This is a genomic window from Actinopolymorpha sp. B11F2 (genome assembly GCF_040195635.1).
In the GTDB taxonomy this organism is placed as follows: Bacteria; Actinomycetota; Actinomycetes; order Propionibacteriales; family Actinopolymorphaceae; genus Thermasporomyces.
Genome location: NZ_JBEFTX010000009.1, coordinates 192,306 through 215,962, shown reverse-complemented (window position 1 = coordinate 215,962; position 23,657 = coordinate 192,306). Strand labels below are relative to the sequence as shown.

Here is a 23,657-nt window from a genome sequence, read left to right as displayed (position 1 = left end):
CGCAACCACCGGACCTGTCCGTGCGTGTGTTGTTTCCGAGATCGCCGCTTCCGGCGGTCGGTCACGTGCTGTTACGGTTGGCCCGGTTTGTCGGACTGGGCGGCGCCACGGGTGCTTCTGGGGAGCTTAGGGCTGTGCGACGAGTGGGGTGGGCGGCGATGGCCGCCGTAGGACTTGTGCTGACCACCGCCGGCTGCGGTGGCTCGCCCGAGCCGAAGGCGCTCGACAAGCCGTCGACGCGCACATCCGCTACAAGCGACGCGACGAAGGAGCCCAGCCCGACGGCGTCCGCGAGCCCCAGCGGTAAGTCCGGCAAGATCATCACCGGTGGTGCCGGAAAGGTCGATCCCGCGACCGCTGCCGACGTCAAGGCGTTCATCGGTGACTACCTCGCGGCACAGAACAAGGCGACGGGCGACGGCGACTTCTCCGCGGTCGATGCGATGGTGGAGTCCTGCACCGTCTGCGACGCCTCGAAGCAGTACATCAGCGGTGCCTATTCCAGCGGCGGCAAGGTCGAGGGCGGCATCTTCACGAAGCCCGAGATCACCGTCGGCGGCCAACGCTCCGACCGCATCGTGGTGACCGTCGACGCCGTGATCAGCGCGTACGAAACAACCAGCGGATCCGGCAAGGTCGTCGACAAGGGCCCGGCCGAGACCGTGCGATTCCAGTACTCCGTCATCAACGTCGGCGAGAGTTGGCGGATCGCCGAAGGGAGCAAGGTCGGATGAGGCGGCTTGCGCGAAGGGCTCTGAGCGTCTCCCTGCTCACCGGTCTCCTGGCGGTGGGCCTCGTCACGCCGGCCTACGCAGGACCACAGGACGGCATCGGCTGGCAGTACAGCGAGTCCGCCAGCGGCTATTGGCGCCCGCCACAGGCGACCGGAGCGCCTCCCACCGGAGGGAGTAGTGGCCCGGCCACCGTCTTCGTCCAGCGGAGCAACACCAACGAACTCCTGTGCCCTGAAGGAGATCCGGACTTCGCCTGCGACGGCCCTCCCGCGTACATCACCGGAATCATCTGTGGTGCGAACCTCCGCGGCCCGCGTGGCCTTCCGCTCTTCGCGTGGATCAGGTGGGAACGGGAGATCGTGGGCGGCGAGCCGGGTCCGTGGGTCGGACGCGAAGCCGACTGCGAAGAGCCCGGCGACGACGACTTCATCCCGATGCAGGAGATCAGCTGGGAGGTCAACTACCAGGTCTTCCAGCAGTTGAACGCGCCGGCCATCCAGATCTCGCCGAATGCCCGGACCCTCATCAACCTGCCCACGATCGTCTCGACGAACTATCCAGCCGGGATCGGCCCACCCGCGACGGTCCTGTCGCAGGACCCGCCTCGGATCAGCATCCCGATCCACATCGACCGGCCGAACGGCGGCCTGGACGGTGAGATCACCGCGGAAGCCGACCTCACCTGGACGTTCGAGGACGGAGGAACGGCCACCGGGCGCGGCAGGCCGTACGTCTCGGGACGGCTCCCGGAGAACAACCCCGGCTTCTACGTCACGAACACCTTCGACCGCCCCGGCCAGAAGACGGTGACGCTCGACGTCCGCTGGACCGGAGACGTCACGGTGCCGCCGCTGGCGCCGGAGCAGATCGTCCCGGTGAACCTTCCGGCGGTGACCGAGGACGTCGAGGTGCTCGAGAACAGTCCCGTCCTGAGCAAGGACTGACCACCGGCCGGGTTGCGGGGGCGGTTTGGTCCGTTCGCGAACCCTCCCGTATCCTGGCCGCTGCCGAAGACCGCTGGTTGCCGCCCTCGGGTGGCTGAAGGTCCCGCGATGCGGGCGGCCCGCGCAGGCGTGACGTGGTAGCCACGTAGCAGGCGACGATCATGGGCGTACGCCCGGCACCGTCCCCCGCTTCCGTGACAGCATGCCCCGTGCGTCTGCACGGGGCATTTCGCATCATTCGGGTCCTTCCACGACCGGCACCGTCCTCGGGCCACCACACAGTGGAAGGAGAACCATGGCGAGGCCGGACAAGGCAACCGCCGTCGCCGAGCTCACGGACCAGTTCCGCGGATCGGGCGGCGCGGTGTTGACCGAGTACCGCGGGCTCACCGTCAAGCAACTGCAGGAGCTGCGGCGCTCGCTCGGCGACAACGCAAGCTACGCCGTGGTGAAGAACACGCTGACCAAGATCGCGGCGAAGGAAGCAGGCGTCGAGAACTTCGACGAGCTCCTGGTCGGCCCCACGGCCATCGCGTTCATCTCTGGGGACCCGGTCGAGGTCGCCAAGGGTCTGCGTGACTTCGCCAAGGCCAACCCGAGTCTTGTCATCAAGGGCGGCGTCCTGGAGGGCAAGACCCTCGCCGTCGACGAGATCACCAAGCTCGCCGACCTCGAGTCCCGCGAGGTGCTCCTCACCAAGCTCGCAGGCGCCATGCAGGCGTCGCTCGCGGGCGCGGCGTCGCTGTTCCAGGCGCCGCTGTCGCAGGCCGCGAGGCTTGCCGAAGCGCTGCGGGCGAAGGTCGAAGCCGAAGGTCCGGCTGCCGCCGGGTCGACGGAGTCGGCCGGCGAGGCGGCCCCGGAGTCCGGGTCCGCGGGCGAGCAGGAGAGCAGCGACTCGGAGTCCTGACCTACGTACGACCACCCATCACCACGGCATCACACACGGAAGGTAACGCCACCATGGCAAAGCTCAGCACCGATGAGCTGCTCGACTCGTTCAAGGAGATGACCCTTCTCGAGCTCAGCGAGTTCGTCAAGCAGTTCGAGGACACGTTCGGCGTCACAGCGACGGCGCCGGTCGCCGTCGCCCCGGCTCCTGTCGGCGGCGGTGGCGGCGAGGCCGCGGCCGAGGAGGAGAAGGACGAGTTCGACGTCATCCTCGAGGCCGCCGGCGACAAGAAGATCCAGGTCATCAAGGAGGTCCGCGGCCTCACCAGCCTTGGTCTGAAGGAGGCCAAGGACCTGGTCGAGGGCGCGCCCAAGCCGGTCCTGGAGAAGGTCAACAAGGAAGCCGCCGACAAGGCCAAGGAAGCCCTCGAGGGCGTTGGCGCGTCGGTCTCGGTGAAGTAGGCAGCAGATCGCAGTACGCCGGCGGGTTCGACCTGCCGGGGTGTGTTCTTCGCACCGAAAGGGGCGGCCTCCAGGTTCCTGGTGGCCGCCCCTTCTGCTTCGTCTTCGCCGGGCGACGTGAGGGTGGATGGGGCGCCCTCCCGAGCGGTAACTCGTACGTAACCTCACGGCGCGCTGCTCGTTGGGTGAGGTCAGGGCGTGCTGGCTGCTGTCCGCGGGGGACCCCGGTAGCCGAGGCGACCTCCATGACATCGAGGCCGTGAGCCTTTCCGACGGTGTGAGGAGTGGTCCCTTGGGGGTGGAGATCCGAGTCGAGGAGCTCACCAAGTCCTTTGGTGGGCAGGCGGTCTGGCGGGATGTCAGCCTGACGATTCCCTCGGGCGAGATCAGCGTCATGCTGGGCCCGTCCGGCACCGGGAAGTCGGTCTTCCTGAAGTGTCTTGTCGGACTCCTCAATCCCGAACGCGGTCACATCTTTATCGAGGGTCACGATATCGCCACGTGTCGTGAGGGGGAGCTGTACGAAGTACGCCGGTTGTTCGGTGTGCTCTTCCAGGATGGCGCCCTCTTCGGGTCGATGAACCTCTACGACAACGTCGCGTTTCCCCTCCGGGAACACACGAGGCGGCCCGAGTCCGAGATCCGGGCCATCGTCATGGAGAAGTTCGAGATGGTCGGGCTCCTCGGCTCCGAACGCAAACTGCCCGGCGAGATCTCCGGTGGCATGCGCAAGCGGGCCGGCTTGGCACGCGCGCTCGTGCTCGAGCCGGAGATCGTGTTGTTCGACGAGCCCGACTCCGGCCTCGATCCCGTGCGTACGGCCTATCTCAACCAGCTCATCGTCGACCTCAACCAGCAGACAGGCGCGACGTTCCTCATCGTCACCCACGACGTCAACACCGCACGCACGGTCCCGGACAACATCGGCCTGCTCTATCACCGGCACCTCGCGATGTTCGGCCCGCGGGAGATGTGCCTGTGCTCGCAAGAACCCGTCGTACGCCAGTTCCTCAACGCGCAGAGGTTCGGACCGATCGGCATGGCGGAGGAGAAGGACGCCGACGAGCTCGCGGCCGAGCAGGCGTTGGGCGTGGAACTCCCACCGCTGCCGCCGATTCCGCTGCAGCTGGAGCCGTCGAACGGCCAGCCTCGCTACACCCAACGCCCGGCCGGCCAGTGGTGTCTGGCCCATGGTGTACGTCCGCCGCCCGGTTCGTTCCAGCGCGACGTCACGACCGCGCCAGGAGCGATCGTCGGCGCCCCGACCGACACGCCCAGCGGCGGGGGATGGACATGAGCGAGCGGATCAGTGGACCCAGCGTGCCTGGTGCCTCGTCTGTGTGCACAGCAAAGCGAGACGACGCATGAGTTGGCAGCTCACGGCGCCGCTTCGCGCCACGGGTACTCTCTGCGGTTTCGCGTGGGACGTCCTCAAGGTCGTGCCGCGAGGACCCTTCCAGGTAAGGGAGTTCATCCGGCAGGCCTGGTTCCTCGCCAGTGTGACGATCGTGCCGACGGCTCTGGTGTCGATCCCGTTCGGTGCCGTCATCGCGTTGCAGATCGGCGGACTCATCAAGCAGTTCGGCGCCCAGTCGTTCTCGGGTGCGGCGATGGTGCTGGCCGTCGTTCGCGAGGCCTCGCCGATCGTGACCGCGCTGCTGATCGCCGGAGCGGGCGGTTCGGCGATCTGCGCCGACCTCGGTTCGCGGCGGATCCGCGAGGAGATCGACGCCATGCAGGTGCTTGGCATCGATCCGCTGCAACGCCTCGTGGTCCCGCGGGTGGTCGGCGCGATGTTCGTCGCCGTCTTCCTCAACGGTCTCGTGAGTGTCGTCGGCGTCATCGGTGGCTACGTGTTCAATGTCGTGCTGCAGGGCGGGACCCCTGGGGCCTATCTCGCGTCGTTCACCGCGCTGGCTCAGTTGCCGGACCTGTGGGCGGGGGAGATCAAGGCTCTGGTGTTCGGTCTGATCGCCGCGATCGTCGCGTCGTACAAGGGATTGAACGCAGGAGGGGGCCCCAAGGGCGTCGGCGACGCCGTCAACCAGTCGGTCGTCATCACGTTCATGCTGTTGTTCTTCGCCAACTTCGTGATGCAGGCGATCTACTTCCAGGTCGTCCCGCCGAAGGGGGCGTGAGCTGCGTGATCAGCCAGGGTCGGGGGTTCCAGGGGGTCGTCCCCCTGGGCAAACACCGCCAGGTCCCGCCGAAGGGGGCGTGAGGCGGCGATGACCCAGACCCACGTCGACCCCGCCAGGTTGGGAGCCCAACGCCGGGTTGCCAGACGCCGAGCCACCCTCCGGAGACTGGCAGCGAAACCGGTCGACGGGCTCGACGCGCTAGGCGGCCAACTCGCCTTCTATGTCAGGGCGATCGCCTGGACACCCCGTACGCTGCGTCGCTATCGCCGTGAGGTAGGACGGTTGCTCGCCGAGGTGAGCTTCGGCACGGGCGCGCTCGCGGTGATCGGCGGCACGGTGGGCGTCATCGCCTTCCTCGCGTTCTTCACCGGCACCGAGGTGGGCCTGCAGGGGTACGCCGCACTGAACCAGCTCGGCACGTCGGCCTACTCCGGCTTCGTCTCGGCGTACTTCAACACCAGGGAGATCGCTCCCCTCATCGCCGGCATCGCCCTCGCCGCCACGGTGGGCTGCGGGTTCACCGCACAGCTCGGTGCGATGCGGATCAGTGAAGAGGTCGACGCGCTCGAAGTGATGGCGGTGCCGTCACTGCCGTTCCTGGTGACCACGCGGATCATCGCCGGACTGGCCGCGGTCGTGCCGCTCTACGTCATCGCGCTCTTCTCGTCGTACTTCGCGACGAGGCTGATCGTCACCGGCTACTACGGCCAGAGTGTCGGCACCTACGACCACTACTTCCAGCTCTTCCTCCCGCCGTACGACGTGTTGTGGTCGTTCGGAAAGGTCGTCATCTTCGCGATCGTCATCATCGGAATCCACTGCTACTACGGCTACCACGCATCGGGCGGTCCGGCTGGCGTCGGCGTCGCGGTGGGTCGGGCGGTGCGTACCTCGATCGTCGCCATCAACGTCGTCGACCTGCTGGCGTCGATGGCGATCTGGGGCGCGACCACCACAGTCAGGTTGGCGGGGTAGCGATGGCCGGACGTACAGGGCACGGACGCACAGGGCACGGCCGGAGCGGCCACGACCGCAGGCGATCGGCACTCGGCGTGGGGTTCCTGCTGGTGCTGGCCCTCGTGGGCGTCCTCACCTACGCTTTCTTCGTCAAGGCGTTCACGCCGTCCGTCGACGTCACGGTGGAAACGTCCCACATCGGGCTCCAGCTGAGCCGGCATGCCGATGTCAAGATGCGTGGACTGCTGGTGGGGGAGGTGCGCGACGTCGAGTCCGACGGACGTGGGGCGCGCATCCACGTCGCGCTGAAGCCCGACACGATCGACGCGATCCCGGCCAACGTACGCGTGCGGATCGTGCCCAAGACGCTCTTCGGCGAGAAGTACGTCGAACTCGTGGTGCCGCCCGACCCGGACCTGCGGCCGCTCGCGGCGGGTGACGTCATCGGCCGTGAGCGGGCCAGGGTCGACATCGAGCTCGAACAGGTCCTGGACGACACCTACCCGCTGCTGCGTACACTCCAGCCGGCCAAGCTCAACGCCACCCTGTCGGCGCTCGCGACCGCCCTGGAAGGACGGGGCGACGACATCGGCGGCAACCTCACCCGCCTGAACGACTACCTCGGTGAGTTCAACCCGCACCTTCCGGCGTTGAAGGAGGACGTGTCGGCGCTCGCGGACGTCGCGGACGTCTACGACGAGGCGAGCCCTGACCTCGTGCGCCTCCTGGCCAACGCCACCAGGACCGGCAACACGGTCGTGGTCAAGCAGCGGGCGCTGGAGGACTTCCTCACCGACCTCGCCGGCACGAGCACGACGGCGCGGTACTTCCTTGCCGACAACGAGCGCTCGCTCATCCGGGTGGGCGAGGTGAGCCGCCCCACCCTCGACCTGCTGGAGACCTACTCACCGGAGTACTCCTGCCTGCTGGAAGGGATGGCGGGCTGGGTGCCGCGCTTCGAGGACGCCTTCGGCAAGGGTGACCACTTCGACGGCAGTTCGGGTGCGCTGCACATCACCCTCGAGATCGTCAACCGGAACAACGCCTACACCGACGACGACCGGCCGGCGTTCCTCGACGACCGGGGACCTGGGTGCCGCGGTTTGCCGAATCCGCCGTACACCCAGGAGAATCTGGCGCCGCGCAGCGGCGTCCAGACGGGTGTGGGCAACCAGCCGGGCCCGGGTTCGCGGGTGCCGGTGTTCGACACCACGAGCGGGTACGCCGGAACGGCCGCGGAGCAACAGATCGTCGACGCCATCGTCGGACCGGCGACGGGGACCGCGCCGCAGGACGTCCCTGATATCGCCACCCTGCTCTTCGGTCCCATGGCCCGCGGAACGGAGGTGAGTGTGAAGTGAGGTTCCCTGGTGTGCGGTTGCGTCCGCTGGACCGGGCGACGACAGCGGCAGCGGCGAAGCTGGTCGTCTTCGTCGTCGTGACCACGCTCGCCACGGCCCTGCTCGCACTCACCATCGCCAATGTCGGGTTGGGCGGCACCGAGGAGTACAAAGCCGTCTTCACCGACGTCACCGGTGTCGAGAAGGGCGACGACGTACGCATCGCCGGGGTCCGCGTCGGCGAGGTCCGCGACATCGAGGTGCTCGACGCGGGGAGGGAAGTCCGGGCCAGCGCCGCGGGCGGCGAGGCGTCGGAGAGCGCAGGGTCGGCGGGCGGACCCCTGGCCGAGCTGACCTTCACCGTCGACGCCGACCAGTCACTGTCTCGCAGCACCCAGGCCGCGCTGCGGTTCCGCAACCTCGTCGGTCAGCGCTACCTCGCGTTGAGCGAAGGTGCCGGCTCGGCAGCGCCCCTGCCCGCCGGCGGCACGATCCCGGTCTCGCAGACCCAGCCGGCGTTGGACCTGACCGTGCTCTTCGACGGGTTCAAGCCGTTGTTCGCCGCGCTGTCGCCGCAGGACGTCAACAAACTGGCGTACGAGATCATCCAGGTACTTCAGGGCGAGGCCGGGACCGTCGAGAGCCTCCTGGCGCACACCGCATCCCTGACGACGACGCTCGCCGACAAGGACAAGGTGCTCGGCGACCTCATCGACAACCTCAACGTCGTGCTCGCCACCGTGGCCGACCGGGACCAGAAGCTCACCCAACTCATCTTCGAGCTCCAGCGGTTCGTCTCCGGGCTCGCCGCCGACCGGGAGGCGATCGGCGACTCGCTCGGCTCGATCGTCGCCCTCAACGAGCAGACCGCCGGCCTGCTGGAGGACAGCCGCGGTGACCTGAAGACCGACATCGCCGAGCTGGGCAAGGTCGCCGGCACCCTCGAGGACAACGCGCCGGTCGTCGAACGCACGTTGCAGAACATGCCGCCGAAGCTCACCGCGCTGACCCGCACGGCGACCTACGGCTCGTGGTTCAACTTCTACCTCTGCGACTTCGACGGCCGGGTCGTGCTGCCCACCGGCCAGGAACTGCCGCGCGCCGGGCTGCACGTCGACGCGGCGAGGTGCCAGCGATGAGGGGCCGCGACGCGCGCAACGCGGTGACGACCGGGGTGATCGGTCTTGCCGTCATCGCCGCCCTGCTGTACGCCGCGTTCAACGCCGCGGATCTGCCGTTCATCGGAGGTGGCACGACGTACGCCGCCCAGTTCACCGAGGCCGGCGGGATCCGGGTCGACGACGAGGTACGCGTGGCCGGCGTCAAGGTCGGCGCCGTCCGCGCGGTCGAGTTGGCCGGCGACCACGTGCGGGTCGAGTTCAAGGTCGAGGACCGGGACGTACGCCTCGGCGCCGAGACCGGTGCCGCCATCCGGATCCGGACCCTGCTCGGCCGCAAGTACCTCGCCCTCGCCCCCGCCGGCACGGGCGAGCTCGACCCTGACAAGGAGATCCCGCGCTCACGCACGGTCGCTCCGTACGACGTGGTCGAAGCGTTCAGTGATCTCACCACGACGACGGAGAGCATCGACACGGCCCAGCTGGCGAAGGCGCTCGACACGTTGAGCACGACGTTCGCGGACACGCCGGAGGAGGTGCGCGGCTCGCTCGAGGGCCTGTCGAGGCTTTCCCGCACGATCGCCTCCCGGGACAAGCAGCTGCAGGCTCTGCTGGCCCGGGCCAACACCGTCTCCAAGGTGCTGTCCGACCGCGACCAGGAGCTGGCGAAGCTGATCCGCGACGGCGACCTGCTGCTGAAGGAGGTCCGTGCCCGCCGCGCGCTCATCCACCAGCTGCTCGTCACCACGCAGGAACTGTCCCTGCAGATCACCGGCCTGGTCGAGGACAACCGCAAGCAGCTCGAACCCGCCCTCCAACGCCTCGCCGCGGTGGTGAAGCTGCTCCGCGACAACCAGGAACACCTCGACAAGAGCATCGAGCTGCTCGCGCCGTTCCTGCGGGTCTTCGCCAACACGCTCGGCACCGGACCGTGGTTCGACACCTACATCCCCAACCTGGTCCCGTTGCCGGGCACGCCGCGGCTGCCGGGCCTGCCGGCTGGGACGGGTTCGCTGCCTGACGGCGCGGCCGGGAACGGGGGTGGCCGATGACGTGGTCCGAACCCCGCCTCTCGTTCGTACGCCGGTTCTCCCGTGGCACCCACGTCCTCGCGGTCGTCGTCGCGCTGGCGGTCGTCGCGACCCTCACCTACGCGCTGTGGCCGGACGAGCCGCGCAAGCGACTCACCGCGCACTTCCCCCGGACGGTCGGTCTCTACGTGGGATCCGACGTCCGCGTCCTCGGTGTCCCGATCGGCCGGGTCGAGCGGGTCGTGCCCGACGGCCGGGCGGTCCGGGTGGAGATGACGTACGAGGCGGAGTACGACATCCCGGCCGACGCCAGGGCCGCGGTCATCTCACCGTCGATCGTCAGCGACCGTTATGTCCAGCTCACACCGGTCTACCGCAAGGGCCCGGTGCTCGCCGACGGTGCCGAGATCGCGCTCGACCAGACGGCGGTGCCGGTCGAGCTGGACCGGATCTATGCGAGCCTCGACGACCTCGCCGTCGCGTTGGGGCCGGAGGGGGCCAACAAGGACGGCTCACTGTCGCGGCTGCTGCGGGTGGGTGCGGACAACCTCGACGGGCAGGGGAAGAAGCTGCACGGCACCATCGGCGACCTCTCCGACGCCACGCAGACGCTCTCGGGGTCCCGTGACGATCTCTTCGCGACCGTACGCCAGCTGCAGCAGTTCACCAGCACCCTCGCCGCCAACGACGCGCAGGTCCGGGAGTTCAACACCGACCTGGCCGCGGTCGCCGACCAGCTGGCGGCCGAGCGTGGTGACCTGCAGCTCGCCCTCGACCACCTCGCGAAGGCCCTGACGGAGATCTCGACGTTCGTCCGCGACAACCGCGGAGAGGTACGGGCCAACGTCGACGGCCTCACCGAGCTCTCCAAGACCCTGGTGAAGCAGCAGGACGCCCTGCGTGAGGCACTCGACGTCGGTCCGGTCGCGCTCGCCAACCTCGACCATGCCTACAACGCCCAGACCGGCACGCTGGACACCCGCGACAACTTCGCCCAGCTCGACGATCCCGGTCTGTACCTCTGCTCGCTGCTGCTGCAGGCCGGTCAACCGCAGTCGGTGTGCGACGACCTGCGCGGGGTCCTCGACGACCTTCCCCTGCCCGAGGTGCCCGGCGGGGTGGCGTCCCGGGTCCCCAGCGGTACCGCCGGACAGCCTCCGCGTGACCTGACGTTGGGGGGAATCCTGCGATGAGCCGCCTACTCAGCTGCCTCCGCCGGGCGACCCTCGCCGTCCTCGCGGGTGGGCTGCTCGCCGGATGCGCGTTCTCGGCGTACGACCTGCCCCTGCCGGGAGGTGCCGGCCCGGGCGGCGACAGCTACCTGGTCACCGTCCGGTTCGCCGACGTCCTCGACCTGGTTCCCCGCTCCGCGGTGAAGGTCAACGACGTCACCGTCGGCGAGGTCGAGGAGATCTGGCTCGACGGCTTCACGGCCAACGCCAGGCTCCGGCTCGACCGGTCCGTACGCCTGCCCGACAACGCGACGGCACAGATCCGCCAGACCAGCCTGCTGGGGGAGAAGTTCGTCTCCGTCGCCGCTCCGCGCGGCGGCCAGCGGTCCTACGGCCGGCTCGCGGACGGCGACGTCATCCCCCTCGCCCGGACCGGCCGCAGCGTCGAGGTCGAGGAGGTGCTCTCCGCGCTGTCCCTGCTGCTCAACGGCGGCGGGGTCGCGCAACTCAAGACCATCAATGTCGAGCTCACCAAGGCCATGGACGGCCGCGAGACCGACATCAACCAGCTGCTCCGCCGGCTCGACACGTTCGTCGGCGAGCTGGACGCGCACAAGCGGGAGATCAGCCGGGCGATCGACAGTCTCGACCGGCTCTCCGCGTCTCTTGCGAAGCAGCGGAAGACGATCGGGACCACCGTCGACGAACTGCCGGCCGCACTGACGATCCTCGCCGACCAGCGGGAGGACCTCACCCGGATGCTGGTGGAGCTGTCCAGGCTGGGCGAGGTCGGTACCCGGGTGATCGAGGGGACCCGCGCCGACCTGCTCGCCAACCTCGAAGCCCTCGCGCCGATCCTCACCGAGCTGGCCAAGGCCGGCGACAGCCTGCCGAAGTCGCTGGAGGTGCTGTTCACCTATCCGTTCGCCGATTCGGCCGCCGACGCCGTGCAGGGTGACTACACCAACCTGCAGATCACGCTCGACGCCGACCTCGAGGGCCTGCTGTCGGGATCGACACCGCCACCGCTGCCCCAGCTGCCGCAGCCTTCCGACGACGACCCGACGTCGCTGCCGACCGACGTCCCCACCCTCCTTCCGCTTCCGCCGCTCGATGGCTCCGGCGCTGCGGACGAGGACCAGTCCGACCTGACGGACCTGCTGTTGGGAGGGCTGGGATGACGAGGACGGTACGCATCCAGCTGGTGCTGTTCGTGATCCTCACGCTGGTCGGTGTGTCGATCGCGGGTTCCCGGTACGCCGGGATCGGGGAGGCGCTGTTCGGTGGGCAGCAGCGGGTCCGCGCCGAGTTCGCCGACGCGGGTGGGATCTTCGAGGGCGCCGAGGTCACCTACCGCGGCGTCGGCGTCGGCCGGGTGACAGAGCTCGCCCCGACCAGCACCGGTGTCGAGGTGACCCTCGCGTTGGAGCCTGCGGCCCGCGTACCCGCCGACACTCTCGCGGTGGTCGCCAACCGGTCCGCGATCGGCGAGCAGTACGTCGACCTGCAACCCCGCCGCTCCGGCGCCCCCTATCTGCGTGACGGCTCGATCATCGCGCGCGCCGACACCCGTACACCGCTGTCGACCACCGCCCTGCTGCTCGACCTCGACCGGCTGGTCGCGTCGGTGCCGCGGCAGGACCTCGTCACCGTGATCGACGAGCTGGGTACGGCGTTCCGCGGCACCGGCCCCGATTTGTCCCGCCTCGTGGACGCGGGCAACGCGCTGATCGAGAGCGCGGACGCCAATCTGACGCAGACCGTGGACCTGATCGAGGAGGGTCGTACGGTCCTCGACACCCAGCGCGAGTCCGGCAGTGCGATCACGAGCTTCTCGGCCGACCTCGCCGACCTGTCCGACACCCTCGTCGAAGCCGACCCCGACCTGCGGACGACCCTCGACTCGGGCGTGGCGACCGCCCACCAGCTGCAGGCGCTGATCGACGAGAACGCCGGCGACGTGCCGGTCCTGCTCGGCAATCTCGTCACCACGGGCGAGATCGTCCGGGCCCGGCTCGACGGGGTCCAGCACATCCTGATCCTGTACCCCTACGTCGTACGCGGCGGCTACACCGTCATCGCCCCAGACCCGAAGACCGGCGACTACACCGCACATTTCGGGCTCCAGCTCGGCCCGGTTCCCGCTGCCTGCCGGAAGGGCTACGAGAGCACCCACAAACGTCCGCCCGAGCAGGTCGAACCCACCCCCGCCAACATCGACGTCAGGTGCGACGACCCCGCGACGACCATGCGGGGAGCCCAGCATGCACCGCCCGCCGCACCTGAGGGTGGTGACGGGGACACATCCGCTGCCGCGGGGTACGACCCGGCAAGCGGTAGGGTCCGGCTGCCGGACGGCGGATCCGCACGTGTCGGCTCACTCGGGGGGCAGCGCAGTGCCTTTGGAGAGGATTCGTGGAAGTGGCTGCTGATCGGACCGCTCACCCAGTGAAGGACGGCGAGCATGCCGTCGACGAGGCGGCGGGAAACGAGCCTGCCGAGGCAACCGAGCCCGCCGAGGCGAAGGGGTCCGTCCCGACACACGAGCCCGTCGCGACAAACGAGCCTGGCCAGGCCGACGCGACGGGGGACCAGCCCGCCGCCGCCCAGTCTGGTGCGCCGCTCGCCGGCCATGCGGAGTCGGGCGACGAGGCGGTCCATGCCCGCCGGGTCAGGAACGTCCTCGTCGGCGTCCTCGCGGGCCTTTTCGTCGTCGCGGGGGTCGGCGCGGCGATCCTCGGCCAGCGAGTCGCCGCGGCGCAGGAGGAGGAGCGGCTGCGTTCCGAGGCCGTCCACGCCGCCCGGCAACTCGTCGTCAACTTCACGACCGTCGACCACCGGTCGTTCGACAAGAGTACGAAGGGTGTGCTGGCGCTGTCCGCCGGCGACTTCCGCCAGCAGTACGCCAACGCGTCCAAGGAGCTCGAGCAGCTCGTCAAGGAGAACAAGACCGTCTCCTCGGGGAAGGTCCTCTACGCCGGTGTCGTGAGCTTCGACCCGGACTCGGCGCGCGTCCTGGTCGTGGCCGACGCCGATGTCACCAATGTCGCGGCCGACAAGCCGCAGCTGCGCACGTACCGTCTGCAGCTCGACCTGAGCAGGGAACCCGACGGCTGGCGGGTCGTCGACCTGTCGTTCGTCGGATGAGGGGCCGGGAGCGGGCCGTGAGCGGTTCAACGGAGCGTCGGGACGAAGGGAGCTGGCGGCAATGAGCGCGAACACGTACATCCAGCCGGCGGAGGGCCCGCCGCCGCCCCCCGGAGGGAAGAGCTGGCTGCCGGTCGCCCTGGTCATCGGGCTCGCCGTGGGCGTGGTCGTCGCGCTGCTGGCGTGTGCCGCCCTCGGCTACCGCGCGCACGCGGCGAGCCAGCTGGACATGGCCCGGTCGGAAGGACTGGACGCCGCCAGGTCCGCGGCCCCGGTGTTCATGGCGTACGACTTCCGCCATCTCGACCGCGACTTCTCCCGGGCGCGGAAGCTGCTCACGGGCGAGTTCCGCAAGGAGTACGCCTCCACCACCGCACGGGTGGTCAAGCCGACCGCCGCCAAGACCCGGGCGGTCGTGGTCGCCGAGGTGCGGGCATCGTCGGTGGTGTCGGCGACGCCTGACCGGGTGGTCGCGCTGCTGTTCGTCAACCAGACGACGACCAGCAACCGCGCGGATGAACCGCGCACCGATCTGAACCGGGTTCTCATGACGGTCGAGCGGGTCAATGACCGGTGGCTCGTCAGCAAGGTCGACGCGCTCTGAGCGCATCACCCGCGCCTTCCGAGCAACTAGCTCAAGTCGGGCGGTACGCACGGGCGAAAGGCCGGCAAACGGTCGCCGGAATGCTTGACGTGGCCTCACAGTAGGGCTCATGCTCGGCGAATAGGTCGTATCGGGGTCGGCAGGGACTCCCCGCATTGGTGTCGGGCGACGGAGCAGTGGCAAGTCCAAAGAAATCTGAGGGGACTAGACAGCAGTGGGCGCTGTAGCTACACTGTCGCTTTGCCCTGCCTTCCGACCGCGCCTGGGAAATTCTTAGGTCGGTCCGGCATGTGAGAGACCCGCCATCTGCGAGATGAGCCGCAAGCCTCGGAAGGACCCCTTTTGGCCGCTTCGCGCACCAATGCGTCCACCACGTCCGCCCGTCCGAACAACTCCACCCGCGTCGAACCACCGCGCCGGATTTCGTTCGCCAAGATCAAGGAGCCTGCCGAGGTTCCCGACCTGCTCGCACTGCAGGTCGAGAGTTTCGACACCCTGGTCGGCAACGACAGCTGGCAGGCCCGGGTGGCCGAAGCCCTCGAACAGGGCCGCACGGACGTTCCCGGCAAGTCCGGCCTCGAGGAGATCTTCGAGGAGATCTCCCCGATCGAGGACTTCTCGGGAACCATGTCCCTGTCGTTTCGCGATCATCGGTTCGAGCCGCCGAAGAACTCCGTCGACGAGTGCAAGGACCGCGACTTCACCTACGCCGCGCCCCTGTTCGTCACCGCGGAGTTCATGAACAACGAGACCGGCGAGATCAAGTCCCAGACCGTGTTCATGGGCGACTTCCCGCTCATGACGCCCAAGGGGACGTTCGTGATCAACGGCACCGAGCGTGTCGTGGTCAGCCAGCTCGTCCGTTCGCCCGGTGTCTACTTCGAGCGCGTACCCGACAAGACGTCCGACAAGGACGTCTTCACCGCCAAGATGATCCCCTCGCGGGGTGCTTGGCTCGAGTTCGAGGTCGACAAGCGCGACACCGTAGGCGTACGCCTCGACCGCAAACGCAAGCAGAACGTCACCGTCCTCCTGAAGGCGCTCGGCTGGACCGACGCGCAGATCCTCGAGGAGTTCGGCGACTACGAGTCGATGCGGCTCACCCTGGAGAAGGACCACACCTCCGGCCAGGATGACGCGCTGCTCGACATCTACCGCAAGCTGCGGCCAGGTGAGCCACCCACCCGGGAGGCCGCCCAGGCGCTGCTGGAGAACTACTACTTCAACCCGAAGCGGTACGACCTCGCCAAGGTCGGTCGCTACAAGATCAACAAGAAGCTCGGGTTGGAGCTGCCCCACGACCAGTCGGTGCTCACGATCGACGACATCGTGGCCGCCATCCGTTACCTCGTCGCGCTGCACGAGGGGCGGACCGAGCTGCCCGCACCGCAGGGTCCGATCGTGGTCGAGGACGACGACATCGACCACTTCGGCAACCGGCGCCTGCGCACGGTCGGCGAGCTGATCCAGAACCAGCTCCGCACCGGCCTCGCCAGGATGGAGCGGGTCGTCCGCGAGCGGATGACGACCCAGGACGTCGAGGCGATCACGCCACAGACCCTGATCAACATCCGCCCGGTGGTCGCGGCGCTGAAGGAGTTCTTCGGCACCTCCCAGCTGAGCCAGTTCATGGACCAGACCAACCCGATCGCCGGGCTGACGCACAAGCGGCGGCTCTCCGCGCTCGGGCCCGGTGGTCTGTCCCGTGACCGGGCCGGCATGGAGGTCCGTGACGTCCACCACTCCCACTACGGCCGGATGTGCCCGGTGGAGACGCCCGAGGGGCCGAACATCGGTCTGATCGGGTCACTCGCCACCTACGGCCGGGTCAACCCGTTCGGCTTCGTGGAGACGCCCTACCGCAAGGTGGTCGACGGTCGGGTCACCGACCAGGTCGAATACCTCACGGCCGACGAGGAAGACCGCTACGTCATCGCCCAGGCCAACGCGCTGTTGAACGCCGACAGTACGTTCGCCGAGGACCGCGTTCTGGTCCGCAAGCGGCACGGTGAGGTCGACGCGATCGCCGCCGCCGAGGTGCAGTACATGGACGTCTCGCCGCGGCAGATGGTCTCGGTCGCGACGGCGATGATCCCGTTCCTCGAACACGACGACGCCAACCGCGCGCTCATGGGTTCCAACATGCAACGCCAGGCGGTGCCGTTGATCCGTTCGGAGTCGCCGCTGGTCGGCACCGGCATGGAATACCGTGCCGCCGTCGACGCCGGTGAGGTCGTGACGGCCGAGAAGCCCGGTGTGGTCCGCGAGGCCTGCGCCGACTTCGTCGAGGTCGCCAACGACGACGGGACCTACCAGACCTACCGGTTGGCCAAGTTCCGTCGTTCCAACGCCGGGACCAACATCAACCAGCGGCCGCTGGTGTCCGAAGGCTCTCGGGTCGAGGTCGGCACGGTCATCGCCGACGGTCCGTGCACCGAGAACGGCGAGATGGCGCTGGGGCGCAACCTGCTGGTCGCGTTCATGTCGTGGCAGGGTCACAACTACGAAGACGCGATCATCCTGTCCCAGCGGATCGTGGAGGAGGACATCCTCACCTCGATCCACATCACCGACCACGAGGTCGACGCCCGCGACACCAAGCTGGGGCCGGAGGAGATCACCCGGGACATCCCGAACGTCTCCGAGGAGATGCTCGGTGATCTCGACGAGCGCGGCATCATCCGGATCGGCGCCGAGGTGACCACTGGGGACATCCTCGTCGGGAAGGTCACACCGAAGGGCGAGACGGAGCTGACGCCAGAAGAGCGGCTGCTCCGTGCGATCTTCGGAGAGAAGGCGCGGGAGGTCCGCGACACCTCGATGAAGGTGCCGCACGGCGAGAGCGGCACGGTGATCAAGCACCGGGTCTTCGACCGTGAGGAAGGCGACGAACTGCCGCCGGGTGTCAACCAGCTGGTTCGCGTCCACGTCGCCCAGAAGCGCAAGGTGCAGGACGGCGACAAGCTCGCCGGCCGGCACGGCAACAAGGGCGTCATCGCCAAGATCCTTCCGGTGGAGGACATGCCGTTCCTCGAGGACGGCACGCCGGTCGACATCATCCTCAACCCGTTGGGCGTGCCCGCGCGGATGAACGTCGGCCAGGTGCTCGAGACGCACCTCGGGTGGGTCGCGAACGCCGGCTGGAAGATCGAGGGCGACGACGAGGACTGGAAGTCCAGGCTCGCGGCGATCGGCGCGGCCGAGGCGGAGTCCGGCACCAACGTCGCGACACCGGTGTTCGATGGTGCTCGCGAGGAGGAGATCACCGGGCTCCTGTCGTCCACCCTGCCCAACCGTGACGGCAACCGCATGGTGGCCCCTGACGGCAAGGCGAGGCTGCTCGACGGTCGCTCGGGGGAGCCGTTCCCCGAGCCGGTCGCGGTCGGCTACATCTACATGCTGAAGCTCAACCACCTGGTCGACGACAAGATCCACGCCAGGTCGACCGGCCCGTACTCCATGATCACCCAGCAGCCGCTGGGTGGTAAGGCGCAGTTCGGTGGTCAGCGCTTCGGCGAGATGGAGGTGTGGGCGCTCGAGGCCTACGGTGCCGCCTACGCCTTGCAGGAGCTGCTCACGATCAAGTCCGACGACGTCATGGGCCGGGTCAAGGTCTACGAAGCCGTCGTCAAGGGCGAGAACATCCCTGAACCCGGCATTCCGGAGTCGTTCAAGGTGCTCGTCAAGGAAATGCAGGCGCTCTGCCTCAACGTCGAGGTGCTCTCCAGCGACGGCATGGCCGTGGAGATGCGCGACAGCGAGGAAGACGTCTTCCGCGCAGCGGAAGAGCTCGGAATCGACCTGACCCGGCGTGAGCCGAGCAGCGTCGAGGAGGTTTGACGGCGGCCTGGCCGGACGATCGCGGGTTGTGCGACGTCCGGCCAGACCACCGACTTTGAGCGAATCCACAGTGCTGGCCCGGGGGGCAACCCCCGGACCCCCGAGCGACAACATAAGGGGTTCGAGAACACGTGCTCGACGTCAACTTCTTCGACGAGCTTCGAATCGGCCTTGCGACCGTCGACGACATCCGCCAGTGGTCGCATGGCGAAGTGAAGAAGCCCGAGACCATCAACTACCGCACCCTGAAGCCCGAGAAGGACGGACTCTTCTGCGAGAAGATCTTCGGGCCCACCCGCGACTGGGAGTGCTACTGCGGTAAGTACAAGCGGGTCCGCTTCAAGGGCATCATCTGCGAGCGGTGCGGTGTCGAGGTGACCCGTGCCAAGGTACGCCGGGAGCGGATGGGGCACATCGAGCTGGCCGCGCCGGTGACCCACATCTGGTACTTCAAGGGCGTGCCGAGCCGGCTCGGCTACCTGCTGGACCTCGCGCCCAAGGATCTCGAGAAGGTCATCTACTTCGCTGCGTACATGATCACCAGGGTCGACGACGAGGCACGCACCCGCGACCTGCCGTCGCTCGAGGCGCGCATCGATGTCGAGCGCAAGCAGCTCGAGCAGCGCCGTGACAACGACGTCGAGCAGCGGATGAAGAAGCTCGAGGAGGACCTCGGCCAGCTCGAGGCCGAGGGCGCGAAGGCCGACGCCCGCCGCAAGGTGAAGGAAGGTGCTGAGCGGGAGATCCGTCAGCTCCGTGACCGCGCCCAGCGTGAGCTCGACCGGCTCGAGGAGGTCTGGACGAGGTTCAAGAACCTCAAGGTCCAGGACCTCGAAGGCGACGAGATCCTCTACCGCGACATGCGCAACCGGTTCGGCAAGTACTTCGACGGCGACATGGGTGCCGCGGCGATCAAGCAGCGCCTCGACACCTTCGACCTCGAGGCGGAGGCGGTCAACCTTCGCGACATCATCAAGAACGGCAAGGGTCAGAAGAAGACCCGGGCGTTGAAGCGGCTCAAGGTCGTGTCGGCGTTCCTCACGACCAGCAACAACCCGCTCGGGATGGTGCTCGACTGCGTGCCGGTCATCCCACCGGACCTGCGCCCGATGGTGCAGCTCGACGGCGGCCGGTTCGCCACGAGTGACCTCAACGACCTCTACCGCCGGGTGATCAACCGGAACAACCGGCTCAAGAGGCTGCTCGACCTGGGCGCGCCCGAGATCATCGTCAACAACGAGAAGCGGATGCTGCAGGAGGCCGTCGACGCACTGTTCGACAACGGCCGCCGCGGCCGTCCGGTCACCGGGCCGGGCAACCGTCCGTTGAAGTCGTTGTCCGACATGCTCAAGGGCAAGCAGGGCCGGTTCCGCCAGAACCTGCTCGGCAAGCGGGTCGACTACTCCGGTCGTTCGGTGATCGTCGTCGGTCCGCAGCTGAAGCTGCACCAGTGCGGCCTGCCCAAGGGCATGGCGATCGAGCTCTTCAAGCCGTTCGTGATGAAGCGGCTGGTCGACCTCAACCACGCGCAGAACATCAAGAGCGCCAAGCGCATGGTCGAGCGAGCCCGCCCCGTCGTGTGGGACGTGCTCGAAGAGGTCATCGCCGAGCACCCGGTGCTGCTCAACCGGGCACCGACGCTGCACCGACTCGGCATCCAGGCGTTCGAGCCGCAGCTGATCGAGGGCAAGGCGATCCAGATCCACCCGCTCGTGTGTACGGCGTTCAACGCCGACTTCGACGGCGACCAGATGGCGGTGCACCTGCCGCTGTCGGCCGAGGCGCAGGCCGAGGCCCGGATCCTGATGCTCTCGACCAACAACATCCTCAAGCCGTCCGACGGTCGACCGGTGACCATGCCGACACACGACATGATTATCGGGATCTTCTTCCTCACCATGGACCGCGACGATCTGCCGGGAGCGGGTCGGGCGTTCGGGTCGGTCGCCGAGGCATTGATGGCGTTCGAGCGGCACGAGATCCACATCCAGAGCAAGATCAAGCTCCGGTTCAAGGACCTCACACCACCGGTCGGCTGGACGGCTCCCGAGGGTTGGGAGCCCGGCCAGTCGATCACGCTCGACACCACGCTGGGCCTCGCGCTGTTCAACGAGGTCCTGCCGGCCGACTACCCGTACGTCGACTACGAGGTAGGCAAGAAGCAGCTCGGCGTGATCGTCAACGACCTCGCCGAGCGCTACCCCAAGGTCGAGGTGGCAGCCTGCCTCGACGGCCTCAAGGACGTCGGCTTCGGCTGGGCCACCCGGTCGGGTGTGACGATCTCCATCGGCGACGTGATCACGCCGCCGCGCAAGCCGGAGATCCTCGCGGGCTACGAGGACAAGGCGGCCAAGGTCCAGAAGCAGTTCGACCGTGGCCTCATCACCGACGACGAGCGCCGCCAGGAGCTCATCGAGATCTGGACCCAGGCGACCAGCGAGGTCGGCAAGGAGATGGAGGCGGGGTTCGACAAGATCAACCCCATCTACATGATGGTCCACTCCGGTGCCCGCGGAAACATGATGCAGGTACGCCAGATCGCCGGTATGCGTGGTCCGGTGGCCAACCCGAAGGGCGAGATCATCCCGCGCCCGATCAAGTCCAACTACCGCGAAGGCCTGTCCGTCGTCGAGTTCTTCATCGCGACGCACGGCGCCCGTAAGGGTCTGGCCGACACGGCGCTGCGGACGGCGGACTCCGGGTACCTCACCCGGCGGCTCGTCGACGTCAGCCAGGACGTCATCGTGCGCGAGGACGACTGCGGCAGCGAGCGCGGTCTGCTCAAGCGGATCGCGAGCAAGCAGCCGGACGGGTCCCTGCGCCGTGCGGACGACGTGGAGACGTCGGTCTACGCCCGGGTCCTCGCCGAAGAGGTCAAGGGCACCAACGGCGAGATCGCGGCCCCGGCCGGGACCGACCTCGGTGACCTAGTCATCGACCGGCTGGTCCTTGCCGGAGTCGAGGAGATCCGGGTCCGCAGCGTGCTCACCTGCGACTCGCGGGTGGGTGCCTGCGCGGCGTGCTACGGGCGTTCGCTGGCGACCGGCAAGCTGGTCGACATCGGCGAGGCGGTCGGCATCATCGCGGCCCAGTCCATCGGCGAGCCGGGCACCCAGCTGACCATGCGTACCTTCCACACCGGTGGGGTTGCCGGTGAGGACATCACGCACGGTCTGCCCCGGGTGGTCGAGCTCTTCGAGGCACGCCAGCCCAAGGGGAAGGCGCCGATCGCCGAGACGGCGGGCCGGGTCCGGATCGAGGACTCCGAGAAGAGCCGGAAGATCGTGGTGATCCCCGACGACGGCAGCGAGGAGAAGGGCTACCCCGTCTCCAAGCGGTCGCGTCTGCTGGTCGACGAAGGCACCCACGTCGACGTCGGTCAGCAGCTCACCCACGGCACTCCCGACCCGCAGGACGTGCTCCGCGTCCTCGGTATGCGTTCGGTCCAGCAGCACCTCGTCGACGAGGTGCAGGAGGTCTACCGCTCGCAGGGTGTGGCGATCCACGACAAGCACATCGAGACGATCGTCCGGCAGATGCTCCGCCGGGTGACCGTGATCGAGTCCGGCGACTCCGAACTCCTCCCGGGCGAGCTGGTCGACCGGATGAGGTTCGAGGAGGAGAACCGCCGCGTGGTCGCCGAAGGCGGCACACCGGCGTCCGGGCGTCCGGTGCTGATGGGTATCACCAAGGCGTCGCTCGCGACCGACTCGTGGCTGTCGGCCGCGTCCTTCCAGGAGACCACGAAGGTCCTCACGGAGGCCGCGATCAACGCCAAGAGCGACTCGCTGCGGGGTCTGAAGGAGAACGTCATCATCGGCAAGCTCATCCCGGCAGGTACCGGTATGGAGCGTTACCGCAACATCCGGGTGGAGCCGACCGAAGAGGCGAAGGCCGCGATGTACTCCATGGTGGGCTACGAGGGATACGACGCCGACTACTCATTCGGCGCTGGTTCCGGAGAGGCCGTCCGCCTGGAGGACTTCGACTTCGGCGGCTACACCAGCTAGCACCACCCGCACGACACGCAGTGGGAGGCGGCGGCCGCACGTAGACGTGTGGCCGCCGCTTTTCGTGCCGAACGCAACAGAAGATCGACGCCACCTGCCCGCCTGGCGGGCGCGGGGACGCCATCCGTTTTGACCAATGCCTGCCAGGCGGGGTAAGGTTCAACGTCGTGCCCGGCTGGTAGCTGGGCATTCGCGTGTGCCCTTCAAGGACGCACGTGTTGGTCTTCGAGATCCAGCTGATCGAGTCAGAGGCCGCCCGACTGGGCGCCGCAGCGACACTCCCGACCGCGGGGGTCGCGCGGGCCGCACGGCGTCGACAGCGCGAAGACGATCGACAGCCTGCCGAACGCGACAGTCCACACCGAAGAGACAGTCCTGACTAAAGAGATTGAGGAACGACGCGGTGCCCACGATCCAGCAGCTGGTCCGCAAGGGCCGCAAGGACAAGGTGTCCAAGAACAAGACGCCGGCGCTCAAGGGGTCACCCCAGCGGCGTGGCGTGTGCACGCGCGTTTACACCACAACTCCTCGTAAGCCCAACTCTGCGCTCCGCAAGGTGGCCCGCGTCCGCCTGACGAGCCAGATCGAGGTCACGGCATACATCCCCGGTGTGGGACACAACCTGCAGGAGCACTCGATGGTGCTCGTGCGCGGCGGTCGGGTGGCTGATCTCCCCGGAGTCCGTTACAAGATCGTCCGCGGTTCCCTCGACACCCAGGGCGTCAAGGGACGCAAGCAGGCGCGCAGCCGCTACGGTGCGAAGAAGGAGAAGAGCTAATGCCGCGCAAGGGCCCGGCTCCCAAGCGTCAGCCGATCGTCGACCCGGTGTTCGCGTCGCCGTTGGTGAGCCAGCTGATCAGCAAGGTGCTCAAGAGCGGCAAGAAGCAGCTCGCGCAGCGCATCGTCTACACCGCCCTGGAAGGTTGCCGCGAAAAGACCGGCACCGACCCGGTGATCACGCTGAAGCGCGCGCTCGACAACGTCAAGCCGACCATCGAGGTGAAGAGCCGTCGGGTCGGCGGCGCGACCTACCAGGTGCCCGTCGAAGTGCGCCCCGGTCGTTCGACGACCCTCGCGCTGCGGTGGCTGGTGAGCTACTCCCAGTCCCGGCGAGAGAAGGCCATGTCCGAACGCCTGATGAACGAGATCCTCGACGCCTCCAACGGGCTCGGCGCGAGCGTGAAGCGGCGCGAGGACACCCACAAGATGGCGGAGTCCAACAAGGCGTTCGCGCACTACCGCTGGTAGGCGTCGCGGACCCACGGAGCA

19 protein-coding genes are annotated in these 23,657 nt (G+C 68.0%); all 19 read left to right on the top strand.

The window, feature by feature from the left end:
• Nucleotides 1-158: 158 nt before the first annotated feature.
• The 19 genes from ABN034_RS18290 (at nt 159) to rpsG (ending at nt 23,636) form a co-directional block, all read left to right on the top strand.
• Nucleotides 159-734 carry a hypothetical protein gene (locus ABN034_RS18290; RefSeq protein ID WP_349692188.1) on the top strand — a complete coding sequence of 192 codons (576 nt, stop codon included), beginning with the start codon at nt 159-161 and terminating at the stop codon, nt 732-734.
• On the top strand, nt 731-1,678 hold the full coding sequence (locus ABN034_RS18285) for a hypothetical protein (RefSeq protein WP_349692187.1): 948 nt from the start codon (nt 731-733) through the stop codon (nt 1,676-1,678). Before ABN034_RS18290 ends, ABN034_RS18285 begins: the two co-directional genes overlap by 4 nt.
• Nucleotides 1,679-1,973: 295 nt before the next feature.
• Nucleotides 1,974-2,585, top strand: coding sequence for a 50S ribosomal protein L10 (gene rplJ, locus ABN034_RS18280; RefSeq protein WP_349692186.1), 612 nt, complete (start codon nt 1,974-1,976; stop codon nt 2,583-2,585).
• Between the two features lie 53 nt (nt 2,586-2,638).
• Nucleotides 2,639-3,028, top strand: coding sequence for a 50S ribosomal protein L7/L12 (gene rplL, locus ABN034_RS18275; protein ID WP_349326707.1), 390 nt, complete (start codon nt 2,639-2,641; stop codon nt 3,026-3,028).
• A gap of 292 nt (nt 3,029-3,320) precedes the next feature.
• On the top strand, nt 3,321-4,325 hold the full coding sequence (locus ABN034_RS18270; protein WP_349692185.1) for an ABC transporter ATP-binding protein: 1,005 nt from the start codon (nt 3,321-3,323) through the stop codon (nt 4,323-4,325).
• Nucleotides 4,326-4,392: 67 nt separating this feature from the next.
• Nucleotides 4,393-5,166, top strand: a complete 774-nt coding sequence (locus ABN034_RS18265) for an MlaE family ABC transporter permease (protein ID WP_349692184.1) — start codon at nt 4,393-4,395, stop codon at nt 5,164-5,166.
• Nucleotides 5,167-5,256: 90 nt separating this feature from the next.
• Nucleotides 5,257-6,144 carry an MlaE family ABC transporter permease gene (locus ABN034_RS18260; RefSeq protein ID WP_349692183.1) on the top strand — a complete coding sequence of 296 codons (888 nt, stop codon included), beginning with the start codon at nt 5,257-5,259 and terminating at the stop codon, nt 6,142-6,144.
• Between the two features lie 2 nt (nt 6,145-6,146).
• Nucleotides 6,147-7,487, top strand: coding sequence for an MCE family protein (locus ABN034_RS18255; protein WP_349692182.1), 1,341 nt, complete (start codon nt 6,147-6,149; stop codon nt 7,485-7,487).
• 11 nt (nt 7,488-7,498) lie between these two features.
• Nucleotides 7,499-8,605, top strand: a complete 1,107-nt coding sequence (locus ABN034_RS18250) for an MCE family protein (protein ID WP_349692181.1) — start codon at nt 7,499-7,501, stop codon at nt 8,603-8,605.
• Nucleotides 8,602-9,636, top strand: coding sequence for an MCE family protein (locus ABN034_RS18245; protein WP_349692180.1), 1,035 nt, complete (start codon nt 8,602-8,604; stop codon nt 9,634-9,636). Before ABN034_RS18250 ends, ABN034_RS18245 begins: the two co-directional genes overlap by 4 nt.
• Complete coding sequence (locus ABN034_RS18240; protein WP_349692179.1) at nt 9,633-10,808, top strand: MCE family protein; 1,176 nt, start codon at nt 9,633-9,635, stop codon at nt 10,806-10,808. Before ABN034_RS18245 ends, ABN034_RS18240 begins: the two co-directional genes overlap by 4 nt.
• The gene (locus ABN034_RS18235; protein ID WP_349692178.1) at nt 10,805-11,968 is read left to right on the top strand and encodes an MCE family protein; all 1,164 of its coding nucleotides are present in this window, start codon (nt 10,805-10,807) and stop codon (nt 11,966-11,968) included. The genes ABN034_RS18240 and ABN034_RS18235 overlap by 4 nt, the downstream gene beginning before the upstream one ends.
• The gene (locus ABN034_RS18230) at nt 11,965-13,239 is read left to right on the top strand and encodes an MlaD family protein (protein WP_349692177.1); all 1,275 of its coding nucleotides are present in this window, start codon (nt 11,965-11,967) and stop codon (nt 13,237-13,239) included. Before ABN034_RS18235 ends, ABN034_RS18230 begins: the two co-directional genes overlap by 4 nt.
• Nucleotides 13,209-13,934, top strand: a complete 726-nt coding sequence (locus ABN034_RS18225; RefSeq protein WP_349692176.1) for an Rv1363c family protein — start codon at nt 13,209-13,211, stop codon at nt 13,932-13,934. The genes ABN034_RS18230 and ABN034_RS18225 overlap by 31 nt, the downstream gene beginning before the upstream one ends.
• Before the next feature lie 61 nt (nt 13,935-13,995).
• Nucleotides 13,996-14,538, top strand: coding sequence for an Rv1363c family protein (locus ABN034_RS18220; protein ID WP_349692175.1), 543 nt, complete (start codon nt 13,996-13,998; stop codon nt 14,536-14,538).
• Between the two features lie 342 nt (nt 14,539-14,880).
• A complete protein-coding gene (gene rpoB / locus ABN034_RS18215) occupies nt 14,881-18,378 on the top strand; it encodes a DNA-directed RNA polymerase subunit beta (protein ID WP_502877548.1) in 3,498 nt (1,165 codons plus the stop codon).
• A 131-nt stretch (nt 18,379-18,509) separates the two neighbouring features.
• Nucleotides 18,510-22,388, top strand: coding sequence for a DNA-directed RNA polymerase subunit beta' (locus ABN034_RS18210; protein ID WP_349326722.1), 3,879 nt, complete (start codon nt 18,510-18,512; stop codon nt 22,386-22,388).
• A gap of 403 nt (nt 22,389-22,791) precedes the next feature.
• On the top strand, nt 22,792-23,166 hold the full coding sequence (gene rpsL / locus ABN034_RS18205) for a 30S ribosomal protein S12 (RefSeq protein ID WP_020575530.1): 375 nt from the start codon (nt 22,792-22,794) through the stop codon (nt 23,164-23,166).
• Nucleotides 23,166-23,636, top strand: coding sequence for a 30S ribosomal protein S7 (gene rpsG, locus ABN034_RS18200; RefSeq protein WP_349326723.1), 471 nt, complete (start codon nt 23,166-23,168; stop codon nt 23,634-23,636). Before rpsL ends, rpsG begins: the two co-directional genes overlap by 1 nt.
• The last annotated feature ends 21 nt before the right edge of the window (nt 23,637-23,657 follow it).

Excerpts from the sequence above, each read along its gene's own strand:
- ABN034_RS18245 (WP_349692180.1), top strand. The coding sequence starts at position 8,602 with ATGAGGGGCCGCGACGCGCGCAACGCGGTGACGACCGGGGTGATCGGT.
- ABN034_RS18230 (WP_349692177.1), top strand. The coding sequence starts at position 11,965 with ATGACGAGGACGGTACGCATCCAGCTGGTGCTGTTCGTGATCCTCACG.
- ABN034_RS18265 (WP_349692184.1), top strand. The coding sequence starts at position 4,393 with ATGAGTTGGCAGCTCACGGCGCCGCTTCGCGCCACGGGTACTCTCTGC.
- ABN034_RS18255 (WP_349692182.1), top strand. The coding sequence starts at position 6,147 with ATGGCCGGACGTACAGGGCACGGACGCACAGGGCACGGCCGGAGCGGC.
- ABN034_RS18240 (WP_349692179.1), top strand. The coding sequence starts at position 9,633 with ATGACGTGGTCCGAACCCCGCCTCTCGTTCGTACGCCGGTTCTCCCGT.
- ABN034_RS18235 (WP_349692178.1), top strand. The coding sequence starts at position 10,805 with ATGAGCCGCCTACTCAGCTGCCTCCGCCGGGCGACCCTCGCCGTCCTC.
- rplL (WP_349326707.1), top strand. The coding sequence starts at position 2,639 with ATGGCAAAGCTCAGCACCGATGAGCTGCTCGACTCGTTCAAGGAGATG.
- rpsG (WP_349326723.1), top strand. The coding sequence starts at position 23,166 with ATGCCGCGCAAGGGCCCGGCTCCCAAGCGTCAGCCGATCGTCGACCCG.
- rplJ (WP_349692186.1), top strand. The coding sequence starts at position 1,974 with ATGGCGAGGCCGGACAAGGCAACCGCCGTCGCCGAGCTCACGGACCAG.
- ABN034_RS18285 (WP_349692187.1), top strand. The coding sequence starts at position 731 with ATGAGGCGGCTTGCGCGAAGGGCTCTGAGCGTCTCCCTGCTCACCGGT.
- ABN034_RS18220 (WP_349692175.1), top strand. The coding sequence starts at position 13,996 with ATGAGCGCGAACACGTACATCCAGCCGGCGGAGGGCCCGCCGCCGCCC.
- ABN034_RS18260 (WP_349692183.1), top strand. The coding sequence starts at position 5,257 with ATGACCCAGACCCACGTCGACCCCGCCAGGTTGGGAGCCCAACGCCGG.
- ABN034_RS18290 (WP_349692188.1), top strand. The coding sequence starts at position 159 with ATGGCCGCCGTAGGACTTGTGCTGACCACCGCCGGCTGCGGTGGCTCG.